18 protein-coding genes are annotated in these 19,277 nt (G+C 70.4%); 8 read left to right on the top strand and 10 right to left on the bottom strand.

The window, feature by feature from the left end; translation table 11 throughout:
• Positions 1–15: 15 nt before the first annotated feature.
• Entirely contained in the window at positions 16–1,524 is a 1,509-nt protein-coding gene (locus ACFVV5_RS09255; protein WP_387242303.1) for an aminopeptidase P family protein, read from the top strand.
• A 116-nt stretch (positions 1,525–1,640) separates the two neighbouring features.
• Here ACFVV5_RS09255 and ACFVV5_RS09260 read toward each other — a convergent pair whose 3' ends face one another.
• Positions 1,641–2,291, bottom strand: a complete 651-nt coding sequence (locus ACFVV5_RS09260) for a general stress protein (protein ID WP_387242306.1) — start codon at positions 2,289–2,291, stop codon at positions 1,641–1,643.
• 57 nt (positions 2,292–2,348) lie between these two features.
• Here ACFVV5_RS09260 and ACFVV5_RS09265 point away from each other — a divergent pair, with 57 nt between their 5' ends.
• The 3 genes from ACFVV5_RS09265 to ACFVV5_RS09275 are packed head-to-tail and all read left to right on the top strand — an operon-like array spanning position 2,349 to position 5,314.
• Positions 2,349–3,668, top strand: coding sequence for a magnesium transporter MgtE N-terminal domain-containing protein (locus ACFVV5_RS09265; RefSeq protein WP_387242309.1), 1,320 nt, complete (start codon positions 2,349–2,351; stop codon positions 3,666–3,668).
• Complete coding sequence (locus ACFVV5_RS09270; protein WP_387242312.1) at positions 3,655–4,179, top strand: DUF1003 domain-containing protein; 525 nt, start codon at positions 3,655–3,657, stop codon at positions 4,177–4,179. Before ACFVV5_RS09265 ends, ACFVV5_RS09270 begins: the two co-directional genes overlap by 14 nt.
• Positions 4,172–5,314 carry a P-loop NTPase gene (locus tag ACFVV5_RS09275; protein WP_387242315.1) on the top strand — a complete coding sequence of 381 codons (1,143 nt, stop codon included), beginning with the start codon at positions 4,172–4,174 and terminating at the stop codon, positions 5,312–5,314. The genes ACFVV5_RS09270 and ACFVV5_RS09275 overlap by 8 nt, the downstream gene beginning before the upstream one ends.
• Before the next feature lie 26 nt (positions 5,315–5,340).
• Here the strand turns inward: ACFVV5_RS09275 and ACFVV5_RS09280 are convergent, their stop codons facing one another.
• The 3 genes from ACFVV5_RS09280 to ACFVV5_RS09290 form a co-directional block, all read right to left on the bottom strand.
• Positions 5,341–6,858, bottom strand: a complete 1,518-nt coding sequence (locus ACFVV5_RS09280) for a pyridoxal phosphate-dependent decarboxylase family protein (RefSeq protein ID WP_387242317.1) — start codon at positions 6,856–6,858, stop codon at positions 5,341–5,343.
• Positions 6,845–8,227, bottom strand: a complete 1,383-nt coding sequence (locus ACFVV5_RS09285; protein WP_387242320.1) for an MFS transporter — start codon at positions 8,225–8,227, stop codon at positions 6,845–6,847. Before ACFVV5_RS09285 ends, ACFVV5_RS09280 begins: the two co-directional genes overlap by 14 nt.
• 274 nt (positions 8,228–8,501) lie before the next feature.
• A complete protein-coding gene (locus ACFVV5_RS09290; protein WP_387242323.1) occupies positions 8,502–8,864 on the bottom strand; it encodes a twin-arginine translocase TatA/TatE family subunit in 363 nt (120 codons plus the stop codon).
• Positions 8,865–8,945: 81 nt separating this feature from the next.
• On the opposite strand from ACFVV5_RS09290, the gene ACFVV5_RS09295 reads away from it, so the two are divergent.
• Positions 8,946–9,578 (top strand): O-methyltransferase, encoded by a 633-nt coding sequence (locus tag ACFVV5_RS09295; RefSeq protein WP_387242326.1) that lies wholly within the window; start codon positions 8,946–8,948, stop codon positions 9,576–9,578.
• A gap of 87 nt (positions 9,579–9,665) precedes the next feature.
• On the opposite strand, the gene ACFVV5_RS09300 is transcribed toward ACFVV5_RS09295, so the two are convergent.
• The 3 genes from ACFVV5_RS09300 to dapE all read right to left on the bottom strand — a co-directional run bounded on the left by ACFVV5_RS09300 (position 9,666) and on the right by dapE (position 12,270).
• Positions 9,666–9,839, bottom strand: a complete 174-nt coding sequence (locus ACFVV5_RS09300; protein WP_387060166.1) for a DUF3117 domain-containing protein — start codon at positions 9,837–9,839, stop codon at positions 9,666–9,668.
• A gap of 105 nt (positions 9,840–9,944) precedes the next feature.
• Complete coding sequence (locus ACFVV5_RS09305; RefSeq protein ID WP_387242329.1) at positions 9,945–11,219, bottom strand: hypothetical protein; 1,275 nt, start codon at positions 11,217–11,219, stop codon at positions 9,945–9,947.
• Entirely contained in the window at positions 11,188–12,270 is a 1,083-nt protein-coding gene (gene dapE, locus ACFVV5_RS09310) for a succinyl-diaminopimelate desuccinylase (protein WP_387242332.1), read from the bottom strand. The genes ACFVV5_RS09305 and dapE overlap by 32 nt, the downstream gene beginning before the upstream one ends.
• Before the next feature lie 17 nt (positions 12,271–12,287).
• Here dapE and dapD point away from each other — a divergent pair, with 17 nt between their 5' ends.
• Positions 12,288–13,268 (top strand): 2,3,4,5-tetrahydropyridine-2,6-dicarboxylate N-succinyltransferase, encoded by a 981-nt coding sequence (gene dapD, locus ACFVV5_RS09315; RefSeq protein ID WP_387242335.1) that lies wholly within the window; start codon positions 12,288–12,290, stop codon positions 13,266–13,268.
• Positions 13,269–13,533: 265 nt separating this feature from the next.
• Positions 13,534–14,877 (top strand): FAD-binding oxidoreductase, encoded by a 1,344-nt coding sequence (locus ACFVV5_RS09320; protein ID WP_387242338.1) that lies wholly within the window; start codon positions 13,534–13,536, stop codon positions 14,875–14,877.
• Positions 14,878–14,879: 2 nt separating this feature from the next.
• Here the strand turns inward: ACFVV5_RS09320 and ACFVV5_RS09325 are convergent, their stop codons facing one another.
• The 3 genes from ACFVV5_RS09325 to pdhA are packed head-to-tail and all read right to left on the bottom strand — an operon-like array spanning position 14,880 to position 18,471.
• Positions 14,880–16,349 carry a dihydrolipoamide acetyltransferase family protein gene (locus tag ACFVV5_RS09325; protein ID WP_387242341.1) on the bottom strand — a complete coding sequence of 490 codons (1,470 nt, stop codon included), beginning with the start codon at positions 16,347–16,349 and terminating at the stop codon, positions 14,880–14,882.
• On the bottom strand, positions 16,349–17,359 hold the full coding sequence (locus ACFVV5_RS09330; RefSeq protein WP_387242344.1) for an alpha-ketoacid dehydrogenase subunit beta: 1,011 nt from the start codon (positions 17,357–17,359) through the stop codon (positions 16,349–16,351). Before ACFVV5_RS09330 ends, ACFVV5_RS09325 begins: the two co-directional genes overlap by 1 nt.
• On the bottom strand, positions 17,356–18,471 hold the full coding sequence (gene pdhA, locus ACFVV5_RS09335; protein ID WP_387242382.1) for a pyruvate dehydrogenase (acetyl-transferring) E1 component subunit alpha: 1,116 nt from the start codon (positions 18,469–18,471) through the stop codon (positions 17,356–17,358). Before pdhA ends, ACFVV5_RS09330 begins: the two co-directional genes overlap by 4 nt.
• A 234-nt stretch (positions 18,472–18,705) precedes the next feature.
• Between pdhA and ACFVV5_RS09340 the strand changes: the two genes are divergently transcribed.
• The gene (locus ACFVV5_RS09340; RefSeq protein WP_387242347.1) at positions 18,706–19,176 is read left to right on the top strand and encodes an Lrp/AsnC family transcriptional regulator; all 471 of its coding nucleotides are present in this window, start codon (positions 18,706–18,708) and stop codon (positions 19,174–19,176) included.
• The last annotated feature ends 101 nt before the right edge of the window (positions 19,177–19,277 follow it).

A 19,277-nucleotide genomic window follows, 5' to 3' on the forward strand; every position in this document is an offset into this window, starting at 1 on the left:
GGAAGAATGAGAGGCATGTCGTCGCAGCAGACCAGTGAGCAGTCCACGTCCACCCCCGAACCCCGCGCCACCTCCAACCGTTCGACCACTCCGGGGTCCGACGGGTTCAAGGAGTACATCGGCAGCGGCTGGGCCGACCGCGCCGAGCCGGTTCCGGATGCCCGGGAGCAGGCGTCGTTCGCTGCCGCCCGCCGCGCCCGCATCTCCGAGCTGCACCCCGGCAAGCGGCTCATCGTGCCCGCCGGTCGCCTCAAGCAGCGCTCCAACGACACCGACTACGCGTTCCGTGCCCACTCGGCGTTCGCCCACCTGACGGGCTGGGGCTCCGACTCGGAGCCGGGCAGCGTGCTCGTGCTCGAGCCGACCGCGGCCGGGCACGAGGCGACGCTCTACTTCCGCGAGAGAGCCGGGCGCTACTCCGACGAGTTCTACGCCAACCCTGAGATCGGCGAGTTCTGGATCGGCCCGCGTCCTTCGCTCGCCCAGGTGGCCGGCGACCTCGCCCTGGCCACGCGGGGCATCGCCGACCTCACTGCGGTCGTCGACTCCACCGACGCGGGCACCCTCCTGGTGCGCGAGGCGGACGACGAGCTCACCGACCGGATCGACACGGCCCGCCTGGTCGCCGCCGGCGACGACGCGAGTGCCGAGGACCACGAGGGGGACGACCGGCTCGCCCGCGACCTCTCCGAGTTGCGCCTCGTCAAGGACTCCTACGAGGTGGGCGAGCTGCGCGTGGCCGTCGACGCCACCGCACGCGGCTTCGACGACGTGATCGGCGACCTGGAGCGCATCACCGCGCATCCTCGCGGCGAGCGTCTCGTCGAGGGCGTCTTCAACGGGCGCGCCCGCGCCGACGGCAACGCGGTGGGCTACGACACGATCGCCGCGAGCGGTCCGCATGCGTGCATCCTCCACTGGACCCGCAATGACGGCCCCGTCATCCCCGGCGACCTCATCCTGCTCGACGCCGGAGTCGAGGTCGACAGCTACTACACCGCCGACATCACCCGCACCCTCCCGATCGACGGGACGTTCACCGAGACCCAGCGACTCGTCTACGAGACGGTTCGCGAGGCGGCGGATGCGGCGTTCGCGATCGTCCGCCCGGGCATCCGGTTCCGTGAGATCCACGCAACGGCCATGGGCGTCATCGCGCGGCGCACCGCCGAGTGGGGGCTCCTCCCGGTGACGGCGGAGGAGGCCCTGGAGGCGGACAACCAGCACCACCGCCGCTACATGGTGCACGGCACGAGCCACCACCTCGGCCTCGACGTGCACGATTGCGCCCAGGCGCGCCGCGAGCTCTACCTCGACGGCGTGCTTCAGCCCGGCATGACGTTCACGATCGAGCCCGGCCTGTACTTCCAGCCCGACGATCTGACGGTTCCGGAGCGGTTCCGCGGCATCGGGGTGCGCATCGAGGACAACATCCTGGTCACTGCCGACGGCGCCGAGAACCTGTCGATCGCCATCCCCCGCACCGCGGACGACGTCGAGGCCTGGGTGCAGCGCCTCCGCTGACCCGGCTCCCGGCTCCCGCCTCCCGCCCCTGACACAGAAAGGGTCCCGATCTACCGTGTGCGCGAGTGTCGCGCGGTAGATCGGGACCCTTTCTTCGGCGTTCTCGGGGGCCGGGGTCAGCGGGAGGCCGGAGGGGCCGGGGGCTCCTGGCCGCTCGGCGGCGCGAGCGGCGGGGCCGGAGGCGCAGGAGGCGCAGGAGGGGCCGGCGGGGCCGGAGGCGGGTCAGACGGATGCCGCGCGACCGGCGGCTCCGACGGATGCCCGTACGGCGAGGCCTCCTGCGGCGCGCCCTGCATGAGGTTGCGCGCGCGGTTGGCGAGATCCGGGTCGACCAGCACCGAGTAGCTCGTCGCGATCACCTGCATCACCGAGGTGTAGTCACGGCGGCGGCGGTTGATCGCGTAGGAGACGATTCCGAAGAGCATCCCGAACCCCGCCCCGATCAGCACGGCGGCGATCACGAAGCCGAAGTTGGTGGCGGGAGAGAAGATCACGAGCAGGAGCCCGAAGAAGATGCCGAGCCACGCTCCGGAGGCGGCTCCTGCGACGGCCACGCGGCCCCAGCTGAGCTTGCCGGTGACGCGCTCGACGCTCTTCAGGTCGCTGCCGATGATGGAGACCTTGTCGACGGGGAAGTCGGCCCTGGCCAGCACGTCGACGGCCTGCTGCGCTTCGGGATAGCTCTCGAACGTGCCGACGACCTCGCCTCGTGGCAGCGTCGGGAACATGGCGCGGTTGCGTCCGCCCAGCGGACTCGGTGTGCTCATCGCACTATTCTTCCACCCGACGGCGTGCGGGCGCTCCGAGGGCTTAAGTTATTACATGTGAGTGCCACGAGAGTGTTCGTCGCCCGCTTGGCCGGGTGCACCGTTTTCGACCCCGTCGGCGACCGGGTCGGGAAGGTGCGCGACGTTCTCGTCGTCTACCGCAAGAACGACCCTCCGCGCGTCGTCGGCCTGATCGTCGAGATCCCCGGGAAACGGCGGGTGTTCGTCTCGATCGGCCGCGTGACCAGCATCGGCAGCGGGCAGATCATCACGACCGGCCTCATCAACGTCCGGCGGTTCGAGCAGCGCGGCGGCGAGGTGCGGGTGATCGCCGAGATGCTCGGCCGCAAGGTCGCCTTCACCGACGGCACCGGCGAGGCCACCATCGAAGACGTCGCCATCGAGGAGTCCAGCACCGGCGAGTGGGCCATCAGCCAGTTGTTCGTGCGCCGACCGAAGGCCGGTTCCTCGCCGTTCGGCAAGGGTCCGACCACGTTCGTCACCTGGAACGAGGTGCGCGAGACGCAGCCGGCCGGTGAGCCGCAGTCGGCCGAGCAGCTGATCGCCACCTACTCCGAGCTGAAGCCGGCCGACCTCGCCAACACCCTGCTCGACCTCCCCCAGCAGCGGATGCTCGAGGTCGCGGAGGAGCTGCCGGACGACCGCCTGGCCGACGTCCTCGAAGAGATGCCGGAGAGCGAGCAGGTGCAGATCCTCGCCCAGCTCGACGACGACCGCGCCGCCGATGTGCTCGACCAGATGCAGCCGGATGACGCCGCCGACCTCATCGCCCAGCTCTCCGACGAGCGCGGCGAGCACCTCCTCGAGCTGATGCAGCCCGAAGAGGCCGAAGACGTCCGGATGCTCCTGACCTACGCCCCCGACACCGCCGGCGGCCTGATGACCACTGAGCCGATCATCGTGTCGGCCGACGCCACCGTCGCGGAAGGACTGGCGCTCATCCGGCGCCACGAGCTCGCCCCGGCGCTCGGCGCGGCCGTCTGCGTCACGCTCCCGCCCTACGAAGCGCCCACCGGCCGCTTCCTCGGCGTCGTGCACTTCCAGCGGATGCTCCGCTACCCGCCCCACGTGCGGCTGGGCACTCTGCTCGACCCGAGTCTGGAGCCGGTGACGGCCGACACCAGCGCCGCCGAGGTGTCGCGCATCCTGGCGAGCTACAACCTCGTCTCCCTGCCCGTCGTGGATGACAACCACCGTCTGGTCGGGGTGGTGACCATTGACGACATCCTCGACTATCTGCTCCCCGACGACTGGCGAAGTCGCGACGACGAACCCGTGAAACGCGCCCGCGTCTCCGACGAGACCGGCAGCATCCCGATCGCGAACGGAAGGAGGAGCGGCAATGGCCCGAGGTAAGCAGGACACCAGACTGGACGCCCCCAAGGGCCTCCGCACGACCGTCCTCCCGCGGCGTGGCGGCGAGCAGCAGAGCGACCGGTTCGGCCGGTTCACGGAGTGGATCGCCCGTGCGATGGGCACGCCGTGGTTCATCCTGGGCCTCACGATCTTCGTCATCTTCTGGATGGGCTGGAACACGCTGGCTCCGCAGGCGTGGCGTTTCGACTCGATCGCGCTCGGCTTCATCGCCCTGACACTGGTGCTGTCGCTGCAGGCCTCGTATGCCGCCCCGCTCATCCTGCTCGCGCAGAACCGGCAGGACGATCGCGACCGCGTGCAGATCGAGCAGGACCGGCAACGCGCCGAGCGCAACCTGGCGGACACCGAGTACCTCGCCCGCGAGGTGGTCGCGCTGCGGCTGGCGATCAAGGACATGGCGACGAAGGACTTCATCCGCGCCGAACTGCGCGCCCTGCTCGAAGACCTCGACCGCCGCGACGACGAGGACGGCGAGACCGCACGTGCCTGAGCTGGCTGCCGCCGTCGAGCGTGCGCTCGGCGGCGTGCTCGACCCGGAGATCCGCAAGCCCATCGTCGACCTCGACATGGTCGGCGGGGTCACCGTCGACGACGCCGGCCATGCGACCGTGGCCGTCAAGCTCACGATCGTCGGATGCCCGGCAGCCGACACGATCGAACGGGATGTGCGCACCGCCGCCGCGAGCGTGCCGGGGGTCAGCGGGGTCACCGTCGACGTCTCGGTGATGTCGCGCGACGAGCGCAAAGCCCTCACCGAGAAGCTGCGCGGAGGGCGGGCCGCCCGGGCCCAGCAGTTCGGGCCGGATTCGCTGACCACCGTCTACGCGGTCACCAGCGGCAAGGGCGGCGTGGGCAAGTCGACGCTCACGGCCAACCTGGCCGTCGCGCTGGCCGAACGCGGCCTGCGGGTGGGCATCGTCGACGCGGACGTGCATGGATTCTCGATCCCGGGCATCCTGGGCCTCGTCGACGCCGCCGGGAACGCCCCGCGCCCGACCCGGGTGGACGACATGATCCTGCCGCCGATCGCCTACGGCGTGAAGGTGGTGTCGATCGGGATGTTCGTGGACTCGCCGTCGGCGGCCGTCGCCTGGCGCGGCCCGATGCTGCACCGGACGATCCAGCAGTTCCTCAGCGACGTGTTCTTCGGCGACCTCGACATCCTGCTGCTCGACCTGCCGCCGGGCACGGGCGACGTGGCCATCTCGGTCGGGCAGCTGCTGCCGAACGCCGAGGTGCTGGTCGTGACGACGCCGCAGCCGGCCGCCGCCGACGTCGCGGAGCGCAGCGGCGTGGTCGCGCGTCAGACGGGGCAGCGGGTCGCGGGCGTGATCGAGAACATGGCGGGGCTCCCCCAGCCCGACGGCACCGTGCTCGAGCTCTTCGGCTCCGGCGGCGGGGCCGAGGTCGCCCGTCGCCTGTCGGCCGGCCAGGAGACGCCCGTGCCGCTGCTCGCGTCTGTTCCGCTGAGCATCCCGTTGCGCGCCGGCGGGGACGCGGGGGCACCGATCGTGGTGACCGACCCGGCCGATCCGGCCGCGGCCGCCATCCGCGGAGTCGCCGACCTGCTGGCCACGCGCGGACGCGGTCTCGCCGGTCGCAAGCTCGGCCTCAGCGTCTCCTGACCCGTTCTTCCGGGAGTCGAGGCACCTCAGCGCGAGGGCGGCTCCACGATGCGCGCGAGCAGCTCGATGAGGAGGCGTTCGGTGAGCGGGTGCGGCAGGGCCTCGATCAGTGCGAGGAAGGGCGCCATCTCGTCGGGCAGCCGGGCGCCGGTGGGGTCGTCTCCGTCGCCGCCCAGTCCGATGGCGTTCAGGATGCCCGCAGCCGTCTCCGAGTCGAGCATCCGGTCGCCCGTGTCGCCCGCGGCCGCAGCCAGCAGCTCCGGAGGCAGCGCCGCGAGCACGGCGGACGCATCCGCGCGCGGCTCGCCCCGCACCTCGGCGGCGGACGCACGGAGCACGGCCTCGAGCTCGTCGACCAGTTCCTCCGTGACCGGCGTGATCGTGAGGTGGGTGGTGTGCGGGACGCGCGTCCCGTCCGCCTGCACGAGTCCCGGCTGCAGCTGGAGCAGCCAGCCGCGGCGGCGTGCCCGGTCGGCCCAGCGGTGCGGATCGACACGGCGCTCGGCCGGCACGCTCTCGTCCGTCGCGACGGCGAGCAACGGCCCGACCGGATCTCCGACGATGCGCAGCCCCTCGATGTCCTCGATGATGTCCGTGAGGGCACTGGTGGCCCGCCTGCACGATTCGGCGAGCTCAGCGAACCCGCGTGCGCCGAGCGCCTGCACGATCGCCCACGAGGCCGCCAGGGCTCCGGCCGACTTGGAGCCGAGCATGGTCGAGTTCACCACCGGGTAGCCCGGCCAGCTCGTCGTCGCGAAGTACTGGGCGCGCTGCCGGTCGCGTCCGCGCTGCAGGAGCACGCTGGCGCCCTTCGGCGCGTAGCCGAACTTGTGCAGATCGGCGGACACGCTCGTCACGCCCGGGACCCGGAAGTCCCAGAGGGGCAGCGGCGTCCCGTCGCCTCGGCGCCAGAACGGCAGGATCCAGCCGCCGATGCAGGCGTCGACGTGGCAGGCGATTCCGGCCTCGTCGCAGGCGGCCGCGACCTCCTCCACCGGGTCGAGGGTCGCGAACGGGTACGACGGGGCCGAGACCACCGCGAGCGCCACATCCGGACCCAGACGCCCGATCAGGTCGGCCGCGTCGACCTCCCCGGTCTGCGGGTCGATCGGCACCAGGTCGAGTTCGAGGTCGAAGTAGTGCGCGGCCTTCTGGAAGGCGGCGTGCACCGAGACCGGCGCCACCAGCCGGGCGCGACCCGTTCCGCCGGCCGCTCGCCACACGTCCCGCGCCGTCTTCACCGCGAGCAGGCAGGACTCGGTGCCGCCGGTCGTCACCGTGCCGACGACGTCGTCGCCGCCGTGGAGCAGTTCGCGCGCGAACCCGAGCACCTCGCGCTCCATCACCGCGACCGACGTGAACGTCGTCGGGTCGAGGCCGTTCACCGGCTGCACGAGGCGGACGGCGTCGGCCGCCAGTTCGTCGATGGCGGCGACGCCCGAGTCGTAGACGTAGCTGAGCACGCGGCCGCCGTGAGTGGGGGCGTCCGCCGCCCGCAACGCGGTGAGCCGTGCCAGGATCGCGGTGGAGTCAAAGGCGACCATCGATGTCCTCCTTGCGCAAGCGGTACCGGAACAGTGGGATGAGGCTCGCCGCGACGATCGCGGCGGGGACGAGACTGAAGCCGAGCACGATCCCGGCGACGGCGGCGGCCGACTGGGACTCCCCTGCCGCAGCGATCGCCGGTTTCGCGGTGCTCTCGATGTAGCCGGTGGCGCCGAGCACGATCGTGAACACCGTCGCGCCGAGGGCCATGCCCGTGGTCTCGCCGGCCGTCCACATGCCGCCGAAGGTCCCCGCCCGGCCCGGGCCGTTTCGCTCCGCGTCGTGCGAGATCACATCCGGGAGCATCGCCATCGGCAGTGACTGCATACCCGCGTAGCCGGCGCCGACCAGCGCCACCGACACGTACACCCACCAGCCCGGCGCCCAGAGCAGCGCGATCATCGAGAGCGCCGCCACCCCGAACAGGACGCTCGCCAGGGCGAACCCGCGCTCCTTGCCGATCCGCCGCGACACCACAGCCCACACAGGCGTCATGACGAGGGCCGGACCGATCAGCGCCACGAAGAGGTACGTCACCGCGCCTTCGGAGTGCAGCACCCAGGTCGCGACGTAGCTGGCTCCGGTGAGCATCACGCCGGTCGCCAGTCCCTGCAGCAGGAAGGTCAGCAGCAGCGCCCGGAACGGCTGGCTGTCGCGCAGCACCCGGAACCCCGCCGCATAGTTGGTGCGCAACGTGCTCCGGATGCTCTCCCGCGGCGGCGCGTCACCGGCGGCCACGAGGTGGCGCGGCGCGACGAAGCTGGAGATGAGCATCCCGGCCCCGATCACGACGCCGGCGACCAGCGCCATCAGCAGGTAGCCGGCGTACTCGTTGTCGCCGCCCAGTGAACGAAGGACGGGACCGCCCGCACCGAAGAGGAGGATGGCGAAGGTGAGGACGACGACGCGCCAGGTGAGCAGGCGGGTGCGCTGGTCGTAGCCGGATGCGAGCTCGGCCGGGAGCGCGATGTACGGCACCTGGAACAGGCTGAACGCGGTCGCGGTGAGGAGGAAGGCGATGAACACCCAGATGCCCGCGGCGGCGGGCGACGTGCCGGCGGGAACGGCGAACGTCACGAGGAAGAACGCCGGGAGGGCGATCGCGCCGACGATCATCATGCCCCGCCGGGAGCCGTTGCGGGCGAGCATCCGGTCGGAGCGCGCGCCGATCACGGGGTCGATGATCACGTCCCAGATCTTGGCCACGGTGACGACGACCCCGGCCACGATGGCGGCGACGCCGAGCGTGTTGGTGAGGTAGTAGACGAGGACCAGCCCGGGCAGTGTTGCGAACCCTCCGGTTCCGAGGGAGCCGATGGCGTAGCGGGCGATCGTCCGGCGGGTGAGCAACTGCTCCGTTGCGATCATTCCCGAATGATATAGCCCGGAGACTCTCCGACCGCACACGGGCACATTGAGGTTTCTGAAACAGAAACTCGCTAAGCTCGGATCAAGTGGATTGGGAAAGCTCGATCGGCAAAGCGCCTCCGACATGTTCGGGGGCGCTTGGCTTTATGGATAGATCTTGAGTGCAATCCGATCGGACGCGCAATCATGTCTGCCAACTGCAGACCGGAACTGACGATGTCGTTCATCTGCAGACTACCGACATTTCAGTAGCCTAGATTCTTCACCGCGCCGATCAGGTGGACTCGGTGTCGAACGGGGGCAGGGCGCCGGCCTGCAGTTTGCGCTGGTGCTGGGCGTAGGCCGACTCGGTGACCGGCTTGATCGCCGTGGTCGTGGCCGTTCCGTCGTCGAGGAGCGCCTCGCGGATGATGCGGCGCGGGTCGTACTGGCGCGGGTCGAGCTTCTTCCAGTCGACGTCGTCGAAGTCGGGGCCCATCTCTTCGCGCATCCGGTCCTTCGCGCCGTTGGCGAAGTCGCGCAGGGAGCGGGTGAACTGGCCGAGCTTGGCGGCGTAGCCGGGCAGCCGTTCGGGGCCCAGCAGGAACGCCGCGATCACGCCGATGATCAGCAGCTTCTCGAAGGTCAATCCGAACACGAGATAAGGGTAACTCGGAACGCCTGCACGAAAGCTGCGATAGCGGGCCGTATCCTGGTGCCGGAGATCACCGGGAGCGCTGTGACAGACAAAGATTCGAACTGGAAATTCGCCGACGACGTCATCGTCGAGAGCGAGGTCATCGCCCGTGCACGGCAGCAGTCGCTCGAACTGGGCATCGACCCGATCGCACCGAGCGTCGGCGCGCAGGCGGCCGTGGTCGTCGCGGCCACCGCTGCGGAGAACATCGTCGAGGTCGGAACCGGGGCCGGAGTATCCGGTCTGTGGCTGCTCACCGGCGGCACGCAGGCTCAGCTCACGTCGATCGACTCGGAGCTCGAGCACCAGCAGCACGCGCGCGGCTTCTTCACCGACGCCGGCATCGCCTCCAACCGGGTGCGGCTCATCACCGGCCGCGCGCTCGACGTGCTGCCCCGGATGAACGAGAACTCGTACGACATCGTCTTCATCGACGCAGACCCCCAGTCGGTCATCGAATACGTGGAGCACGGGCTGCGCCTGGCGCGACCGGGAGGAACCGTGCTCGTCGCCCACGCGCTCTGGAAGGGACGCGTCTCCGACCCGGCGCAACGCGACGACGTCGCCACCGGCTTCCGCACCCTCGTCACCGAGACCGCCGCCTCCGGCGCCGTCGTCAGCGCGCTCTCGCTGGCCGGCGACGGGCTGCTGCAGATCACGAAACTCGCCCCGTAACGGGTCGACGGGCGCCGCGCATCGCGGCGTCCATCCGACCGCAGGCACAGGAAAACGGGCCCCCTCGGGGGCCCGTTTCCGCGCTAGCTAGGAGGAGGCGACGACGCTCGCGAGAGCGTCGTGAAGCTCTTTGGCCTCCGCGTCGTTGACAGAGACGACGAGTCGTCCCCCACCCTCGAGCGGCACTCGCACGATGATGAGCCGACCCTCCTTCACAGCCTCCATTGGCCCGTCCCCGGTCCTCGGCTTCATGGCCGCCATGCAGCTCCCCTTTCGTGGATGTATCTCTATTATCTGTCATACGCGCCGACCTGCGGAAATCGTGTGTCTACCCACGTCCGTGTCCGGCGACGATCGCCGCGACGATCACGGCGGGGACCAGTCGAGTCCGTCGACGCCCCAGCACACGAGCAGCCACCCCACCTGCAGGGCCAGGAACAGCACCACGAGGCCCGATCGATAGAACCTGCTGCGCGGAATCGCGAGCACCGCAAGCAGCGGGAAGAGCGGCATCAGGAGCCGGAACGTGCTCGACTGCGGGAAGAACACCGCGAGCAGGTACAGAGCGTAGGCGGCGATCCAGAACCGCAGATCGACTCCGAGACGCCGCACCGCGGGCGAGAAGAGGGTGATGGCGAAGATCGCCAGGATGAGCACCAGGCACACGATGCCCAGCCAGCCGGGCAGCCCCAGCATGTAGCCGAACCACCAGTCCGCCCCCTGGAACCAGGACGCGAACGGCACGAGGTGCACGTAGCCGATGTACGGCGCACGCCAGGCCAGCTCGGTGTCGGTGTAAGCCGTCCACGATCCCGTGACGATGCCGGCGAGCGCGGGCCAGGCGAGACCGGCGAGACCGGAAAAGACCATCAGCGAGATGCTCAGCACGCGGTCGCGCACCGGGAAGGGGTCGGTGCGGCGGGTGAACCAGCGGTAGGCGACGTGCAACGCCAGCGTCAGGGCGAACGCGAGGCCGCTCGGACGCGTGAACGCCATGATCGTGACGACGGGGAACAGCGCGACGTACCGCCGGTCCACCAGCAGGTAGAGCGCCAGCACCAGCAGGAAGATGTACATCGACTCGGCGTACGCCAGCTGGAACAACGGCGACACCGGCGCGACGCAGAACAGCACCACCGCGAACAGGCTCGTCGACGCTGAGAAGTTCAGGCGACGCAGCAGCAGGTAGAAGATGAGCGCTGCGCCGGCGCCGAACGCCGCCGAGACGAAGACGGCGGCGACCGGCCACGGCATCCGGGTCAGGAACTGCAGCAGGTTCACGAACGCCGGATACCCCGGCATGAACGCCCAGGCGTTCTCCGTGACATGGACCCCGTCGACCGTGGGCAGCGACGCCGGATAGCCCGCGATCGAGACGATGTTGTACCAGCGGCCGTCCCAGATCGCCGCGAAGTCGAAGTAGCCCGGATGCGCGGCGGTCCACTGGTTCTGGCCTTGCGCGTTCGCGAGGATCAGCAGGAAGGTCGTGGTGACGACACGGCTCGCGACGTAGACGGCCAGGACGCGCATCCACCACCGTGACCACCAGGGGACGATGATCGGCGGCGGGAGCTCTCGCTCGAGCAGCCGCTGCTCGCGAGCCGCCTCCTCAGGCGCGGCCGGCACCGGTGAGCCAGGCACGGAGTCCCGCTTCGACGGCCGTGATCTGCTGTACGGCGACGCGCTCGTCGTCGGCGTGCGCCTTCAGCGGATCGCCCGGGCCGTAGTTGACCGCGGGGATGCCCATGGCGCTGAATCGTGCGACGTCCGTCCACCCGTACTTGGGCTTGGCGACCCCGCCGACCGCCGCCAGGAACTCCTGCGCGAGAGGCGCGTCGAGACCGGGACGTGCGCCGTCGGCGCGGTCGACGACCGTGATCTGGTACTCGCCGAACAGCTCGTGCATGTGCGCGATCGCCTCCTCCGAGCTGCGGCTCGGCGCGAAGCGGTAGTTGATGTGCACCATGCACTCGTCGGGGATGATGTTGCCGGCGACACCGCCGGAGATTCCGACCGCGTTCAGTCCCTCGCGGTACACGAGGCCGTCGACTTCGACCTCACGAGCCTGGTAGGAGGCGAGCGTGTCCAGGATGGGCGCGGCCTTGTGGACGGCGTTGTCGCCCACCCAGCCGCGCGCCGAGTGCGCGCGCAGGCCGAAGGTGCGCACCTCGACGCGCAGGTTGCCGTTGCAGCCGCCCTCGACGATGCCGTTGCTGGGCTCGCCGAGGATCGCGAAGTCACCGGCGAACAGGTCGGGGCGATGGCGGGCGAGCCGGCCGAGGCCGTTGAGGTCGGCGGAGACCTCCTCGTGGTCGTACCACATCCACGTCACGTCGACCGTTGGGTCGGTGAGCTCCGCGGCGAGCTTGAGCTGCACGGCCGTGCCCGACTTCATGTCGACGGTGCCCCGCCCCCAGAGGTACTCGATGCCGTCGATGGTCTCGAAACGGGTGGGCAGGTTGTCGTTGAGCGGAACCGTGTCGATGTGGCCGGCGATGACGGCCCGGCGCTCACGACTGAGGTCCGTGCGGGCGACCACCGTGTCGCCGTCGCGGATGACCTCCAGATGGCCGAGGCCGCTCAGCGCCGCCTCGATCTCGTCGGCGAGCCGCGTCTCACCGCCCGACACCGATTCGATGTCGCAGAGCTGGCGGGTGAGGTCGATGGACGAAGCGCTGAGGTCGAGGGGCACCCTACTAATCTAGAGCCATGCCCTCCGACGTTTCCTCCGAATCCTCCACGCCCCGCCACGCCTGGGGATACGGCCTCGCCACGGTGGCAGGCGACGGCACCGTGCTCGACACCTGGTTCCCGGAGCCGAAGCTGGGCGGCCTGCCCGCCGGCCGTGACCGCTGGATCGCCCCGGCCGAGTTCGAGGAGCTCGCCGGCGAGGACGAGCGACGCAATGTGCGGGTCGACATCGTGACCGTCGAGATCGATCTGGATGCCCCTCCCGCGTCCACCCCCGACGCCTACCTGCGCCTGCACGTGCTGTCGCACCTCCTGACCCGTCCGAACACCGTCAACCTCGACGGGATCTTCGGGCACCTGCCCATCGTGACGTGGACGAACGCCGGCCCCGTGCATCCGGCCGACTTCGACCGGCTGCGCCCGAAGCTGCAGCGTGCGGGCATCCACGTGACGGGCATCGACAAATTCCCGCGGCTGCTCGACTACGTCACGCCGGATCGGGTGCGCATCGCCGACGCCTCGCGCGTGCGCCTCGGAGCGCATCTGGCGCCGGGCACCACCGTGATGCACGAGGGGTTCGTGAACTTCAACGCCGGCACGCTCGGCACCTCGATGGTCGAAGGCCGCATCTCGCAGGGCGTCGTCGTGGGCGACGGCTCCGACATCGGAGGCGGCGCCTCCATCATGGGGACCCTCTCGGGCGGCGGCACCCAGCGGGTCGCGATCGGCGAGCGTGCTCTCCTCGGCGCGAACTCGGGCATCGGCATCTCGATCGGCGACGACAGCGTCGTCGAGGCGGGCCTCTACGTCACCGCCGGCACGAAGGTCGTCGTGGTGAACGGCGCAGCCACCGCCGACGGACGGCCGCAGACGGTCAAGGCCCTCGACCTGTCGGGCGTTCCGGGGCTGCTGTTCCGCCGCAACTCGCTGACCGGCGCGGTCGAGGTGCTGAAACGCTCCGGCGACGGAATCGAGCTGAACGCCGCGCTGCACGCCTGAGCCTCGCTCAGCGCCTCACGCTCAGCGCCTCGCAAGCCGCGCTCAGCGGCGAAGGGCTGTCTCCTCGACCATCCTGGACAGCTTCTCGGGATTGCCCACCGCATAGAGTCCGCTGATGCGGCCGTCGTCGATGCGCACCGCCATGACGGTGTCCAAGGCATAAGGTCGCAGAGCCCTCGCATCCGGATGTCACAGAAGCGTCAGCACCGGCGTCTGATGAATACCACGTGAACCATTCTCGTCCGTGGCTGGAAAGGAACCTCTTGTGAACTCAGCGCTCGAAACACTCCGCCGCGACTTCGACGGCGACATCATCGAACCCGGCGCCCCCGAGTACGAATCGGCCAGTCGGGCGGTCTTCGCCTCCGGCAGCCCGGCCTACGTTCTGCGGCCGCGCAGCGTCAGCGACGTCCAAGCGGACGTCAGATTCGCCGCCGCCGCCGGCCTCGCCCTGTCCGTGCGGGGCGGCGGTCATGGATTCCCGGGCTTCAGCACGAACGACGGCGGAGTCGTGATCGACCTGGGCGGCCTCTCGGGCGTGGAGGTGGTCGATCGCGAACGCCACGTCGTGCGCATCGGCGGCGGGGCCACCTGGGGTCAGGTCGCGGCCATCCTCTCGCCGCTCGGACTCGCGATCTCCTCGGGCGATACGAAGAGCGTCGGTGTCGGCGGCCTGACGTTGACCGGCGGCATCGGCTGGAAGGTCCGGAAGCACGGTCTCGCCCTGGACAACGTCGTGGCCGCTGAGGTGGTCATCGCCGGCGGTGAGGTCGTGCGGACGAGTGCAACAGAGAACCCGGAGCTGTTCTGGGCGATCCGCGGCGGTGGCGGCAATCTCGGGATCGTCACCGCCTTCGACTTTGTCGCCCATCCGACGACCGACGTCTACTTCGGCACGATCGCCTTCCCGGCGTCGGAGGCTCCCGCCGTGCTCCGCGGCTGGGCGGATTATCTCCGCACCGCGCCGGAAGAGCTCACGTCGACGCTCGGGTTCGCCAATCCGTTCACCGGCGGGTCGGAGGCGCCGGTCGAGATCCAGGTGGCCTTCGACGGCGACGGCCCGCTGCTCGCGGCCGAAGCTATCGACCCGATCCGCCGGCTCGGCACGGTTCTCAGCGACGACGTCGAGCTGAAGCCGTATGCGGACACGCTGGTGGACGGCGCCACACCGCCTCCCGGCATCCGGTTCGTCGCCCGAAGCGCCTTCGTCGACTCGGAGGCTGTGCCCGCCGTGCTCCGGATCCTTGCGGAGGTCGGTGCGTCGGAGCCGTCGCCGTTCATCTCCATCCGCAGCGTCGGGGGTGCGGTGTCCCGGGTGCCGGACGATGCCACCGCGTTCGCGCACCGCCGGGCCGAGCTGATGTTCGTGACGACCATCGCGGGTCCGGAACCGGTCGTCGATGCTGGTCGCCCGGCGCTGCAGGCGATCTGGGCGAGACTCGCGCCCCACGTCAGCGGCGCCTACGCGAACTTCCTCGCGTCGGCCACCGCCGAGGATGTCGCCGCCATCTACCCGGCGGAGACCTATCGGCGGCTCGCCGCGGTCAAGCGCCGGTACGATCCCGCCAATCTGTTCGCCGGCAACCACAACGTCCCGCCGGCGGACTGAGGTCAGATCATCGTGAGCACGCTCGCGGGGTCCGACAGCACCCGGCCGATGTCGGCGATGAACCGCGACCCCTGCTGGCCGTCGACCAGCCGGTGGTCGAACGACACCGCGAGCGTCATCACCTGGCGCAGCGCCACCTCGCCGCGGTACTCCCACGGCTGACGACGCACGGCCCCGATCGCGAGGATCGCGGCCTCCCCCGGGGTGAGGATCGGCGTCCCGGCGTCGACCCCGAACACCCCGACGTTGGTGATGGAGATCGTTCCACCGCTGAGCCGCTCCGGCGAGGTGCGTCCGGCGCGGGCGGTCTCGGCCAGCTCCCGGATGCTCGTCGCAAGGCCCACCAGGTCGAGGGCGTCGGCATCCGGGATGGTCGGGACGACGAGGCCGCGCGGCGTGGCGGCCGCGATGCCCAGGTTCACGTAGCCGAACTCGACGATCTCCTGGGCCTGCTCGTCCCATCGCGCGTTCACCTCGGGGGTGCGGGCGACGGCGAGGCACAGCGCCTTGGCGACGACAGCCAGCAGCCCCGGACGGCTGTCGGCGAACTCGCGCTGCGCGCGCAGGCGTTCGAGCAGTTCCATGGTGGGCGTCACATCGACGGTGAGGAACACCGTGGCATGCGGCGCGGTGAAGGCGCTGCGCACCATCGCCTCCGCCGTGAACTTGCGCACGCCTTTGATCGGGATGCGCGTCTCGCGCGCGCGGGACGGACGGCCGGCCGGCCGGTTGGCCGCGGGAGCCTCGGCGGATGCGGTGGCTGTGCGACGGAACCCGCCGGTCACGACGGCTTCGACGTCCTGCCGGGTGATCAGTCCGCCGTCGCCCGTGCCCAGGACGTCGGTGAGGTCGATGCCGCGCTCGCGGGCGAGCTTGCGCACGGGAGGGGTGGCGCGCGGGCGCTCGAGGACGGCCGGTCCGGCCGTCGCGGAGTGCTGCGGCGCCACGGTCGCGGTCGTCCCCGCAGCCGTCGAAGCGGGAGCCGAGGAGGGAGCCGACGTGATCGTCGGCGGCGTGAGTCCGGGGCGTGCGCGGCGGCGCGGGTGATCGCGGGAGTCGGCCTTGGCGCCGTAGCCGACGAGGTTCGGCTCGGGGGCGGAGTCCGCGTCGGCCGAGTCTGCGCCACCGGCCGAGTCTGCGCCAGCGGCGGAGTCTGCGCCAGCGTCCGTGGAAGGCTCGGGCCGCGCGGCGGGGGCGGTCGTCGCTGGCGGCGGAGCATCCGGGGCCCCTGCCACCTCGAAGGCGACGATCGGGTCCCCCACCGAGACGGTCACGCCCGGCTCGACGAACAGGCGCGAGACCACGCCTGCGTAGGGTGCGGGAAGCTCGACCAGGGCCTTGGCGGTCTCCACCTCGGCGATGATCTGGTTCAGCACGACCGTGTCGCCGACGGCGACATGCCACGACACCAGCTCCGACTCGGTGAGACCCTCGCCGAGGTCGGGCAGCGCGAACTCTTTGATCGCGGCCATCAGTCTTCGACCCCGGTCAGCGAGTTGGGACGGTCGAGGGCCCGGTCGATCCCATCGAGGATGCGATCGAGGTCGGGCACATGGGCGCCCTCCAGCTTGGCGGCCGGGTACGGGATGTCGTGGCCGGTGATCCGCACCGGCGCGTGCTCCAGGTCATAGAAGCAGCGCTCGGTGATGGCCGCCGCGACCTCGGCGCCGAGACCGCCGGAGAGCGGGGCCTCATGCGTCACGACCAGGCGTCCCGTCTTGCGCACGGAGGCGATGACGGTGTCCATGTCGAGCGGGGAGAGCGAGCGCAGGTCGATCACCTCGACCGAGACCCCCTCGTCGGCGGCTGCGATCGCGGCGTCGCGCGCGGTCTGAACCAGGCCGCCGTAGGTCACGAGCGTCACATCCGTGCCCTCGACGACGACCCGGGCCGTGCTCATCGGGCGCGCGTCGGCCAGCGGCGCGGTCTCGTCGACCTCGCCCTTCACGTGGTAGCGGCGCTTGGGCTCGAAATAGAGCACGGGGTCGTCCGAGGCGATGGCCTGCTGGATGAGGGTGTACGCGTCCTCGGGGCTCGACGGGCTGACGACCCGGAGTCCGGCGGCGTGCGCGAAATAGGCCTCGGGCGAGTCGGAGTGATGCTCGGCCGCGCCGATGCCGCCCGCGAACGGCACGCGGATGGTGATCGGCATGCTGACGGCGCCGGCCGTGCGGTAGCGCATCCGGGCCACCTGACTGACGATCTGGTCGAACGCCGGATAGATGAACCCGTCGAACTGGATCTCGACGACCGGCCGGTAGCCGCGGTAGGCCATGCCGACCGCGGTGCCCAGGATGCCGGACTCGGCCAGAGGCGAATCCATCACCCGACGGGGCCCGAACTCGGTCTGCAGGCCGTCGGTCACGCGGTAGACGCCACCGAGGGTGCCGATGTCCTCCCCCATCAGCACGACGCGGTCGTCACCCGCCAGAGAGCGGCGCAGGCCGGCGTTGATCGCCTTGGCCATCGTGAGTGTCGTCATCGGCTATCACCCCCGACGAAGGTGCGGAGGTAACGGCTGTAATGGTCCCGCTCGCGGGCGAGGCCGGTATGGGCCTCGGCGTAGACGTTGTCGAAGACGCTCATCGGGTCGGGGTCGGGAAGCGAGACGCACCCGGCCCGGAGCTCGGCGGCGACCGTGTCGGCGACGGCGGCTACCGCCTCGGCACGCTCGGCGGTGAGCACGCCGCGCGCGGTGAGGAGCGACTCGACCCGGGCGATCGGATCCTTCGCCTTCCACTCGTCGAGCTCGGCAGGATCGCGGTACCGGGTGGGGTCGTCCGCGGTGGTGTGCGGGCCCATCCGGTACGTCACGGCCTCGATGAAGGTCGGGCCGCCGCCGCTGCGGGCGCGGTCGAGCGCCGCCCGCATCACGGCCATGACGGCGATCACGTCGTTGCCGTCGACACGGACGCTCGGGATGCCGAAGCCGGGCGCGCGCTCGGCGATCGGGCGCTGCGCCTGCAGGGCGACGGGCTCGGAGATGGCCCACTGGTTGTTCTGGCAGAAGAAGATGACCGGGGCGGCGTAGGTGGCGGCGAAGATCATCGCCTCGTTCACGTCGCCCTCGCTGGTCGCACCGTCGCCGAAGTACGCGACCGCCACCGCATCCGTGCCGTCGGCCTGGATGCCGAGCGCGTAGCCGGTGGCGTGCAGTGTCTGGGCGCCGATGATCACCTGCGGGGTGGCCATGTTGATGTCGTACGGGTTCCAGCCGCTCTGGGCGATGCCGCGCCAGACCTTGACCAGGTCGGGCAGCGCGGCGCCGCGGCAGTACGCGACACCGTTCTCGCGGTAGCTGGAGAAGACGAAGTCGTCGGAGCGCAGGGCACGACCCGAACCGATCTGTGCGGCCTCCTGGCCGAGCAGCGGGGGCCACAGCCCCAGCTCGCCCTGACGCTGCAGGGCGGTGGCCTCGGTGTCGATGCGGCGGATGACCACCATGTCCTCATAGAGAGAGAGGAGCTGGTCATCGCCGATATCGGCGACCCAGGCGTCGTAGCGCACGTCGCTCAACCGATCCCCCGCCGGGGTCAGGAGCTGCACGGTGTCGATCTCGCCGAGGCGGAGCTCACCCAGATGGACCTCGTCCATCCGGTTGGAGCTGTCGGAGTTTCGAACGGCGGGCTGATTGTCGATCGTCACGCTTCACGCAACCTTCACTCTCGCGCCCGGTCCGCAGGCTTGTGGCGCGCGCGACCGGCTTCCGGCCTCATCGCCGGAATTAGGAGGAACGCTACGCTGACCAGTCAGCCAGCACAACTCTCAGCGTGTCGGATGGGCAGGATGCACTATCCAGCCGTGTCGCCTGGTGCTAGGTTTCGCACTATGCCCACTCTCGACAGCACCGATCGGCGCATCCTCGTCGCCCTCACCGACGACCCGCGCGCGACCAACGTCACCCTCGCAGACCGCCTCGGCCTGAGCCGCAACACGGTGCAGGCCCGGATGACCGCACTGGAGCGGTCGGGCGTGTTCCTGTCGTTCGATCGGCGCATCAGCGCGCACGTCGCCGGGTACCCGCTGGCGGCGTTCGTGACGGTCCATGTGCAGCAGCAGAAGCTGGCGTCGATCGTGGAGCACCTGGCGACCATCCCCGAGATCGTGCAGGCGCACGGGCTCAGCGGACCGTCGGATCTGCTCGTGCGCGTCGTGTGCACGGATGCTGAGGACCTGTTCCGCATCACGGGCGCCATCCAGGCGGCCGACGGTGTCGAACGGGCGGAGACCGCTCTCGACATGGGCGAGTTGATCCCGTTCCGGCTGCACCCGCTGCTCGCCCGCGACGCCGCCCGCTGACGGTCCCGCTGACGGTCCGCCCACTGACGGTCCCCGCGATCGAGTCCGGGCTGGGTGGGGGGGGCAAACGGGGTTAGTCCCACCCCCTCCCGCGGCCCGTT

The organism is Leifsonia sp. NPDC058248 (assembly GCF_042881905.1).
In the GTDB taxonomy this organism is placed as follows: domain Bacteria; phylum Actinomycetota; class Actinomycetes; order Actinomycetales; family Microbacteriaceae; genus Leifsonia.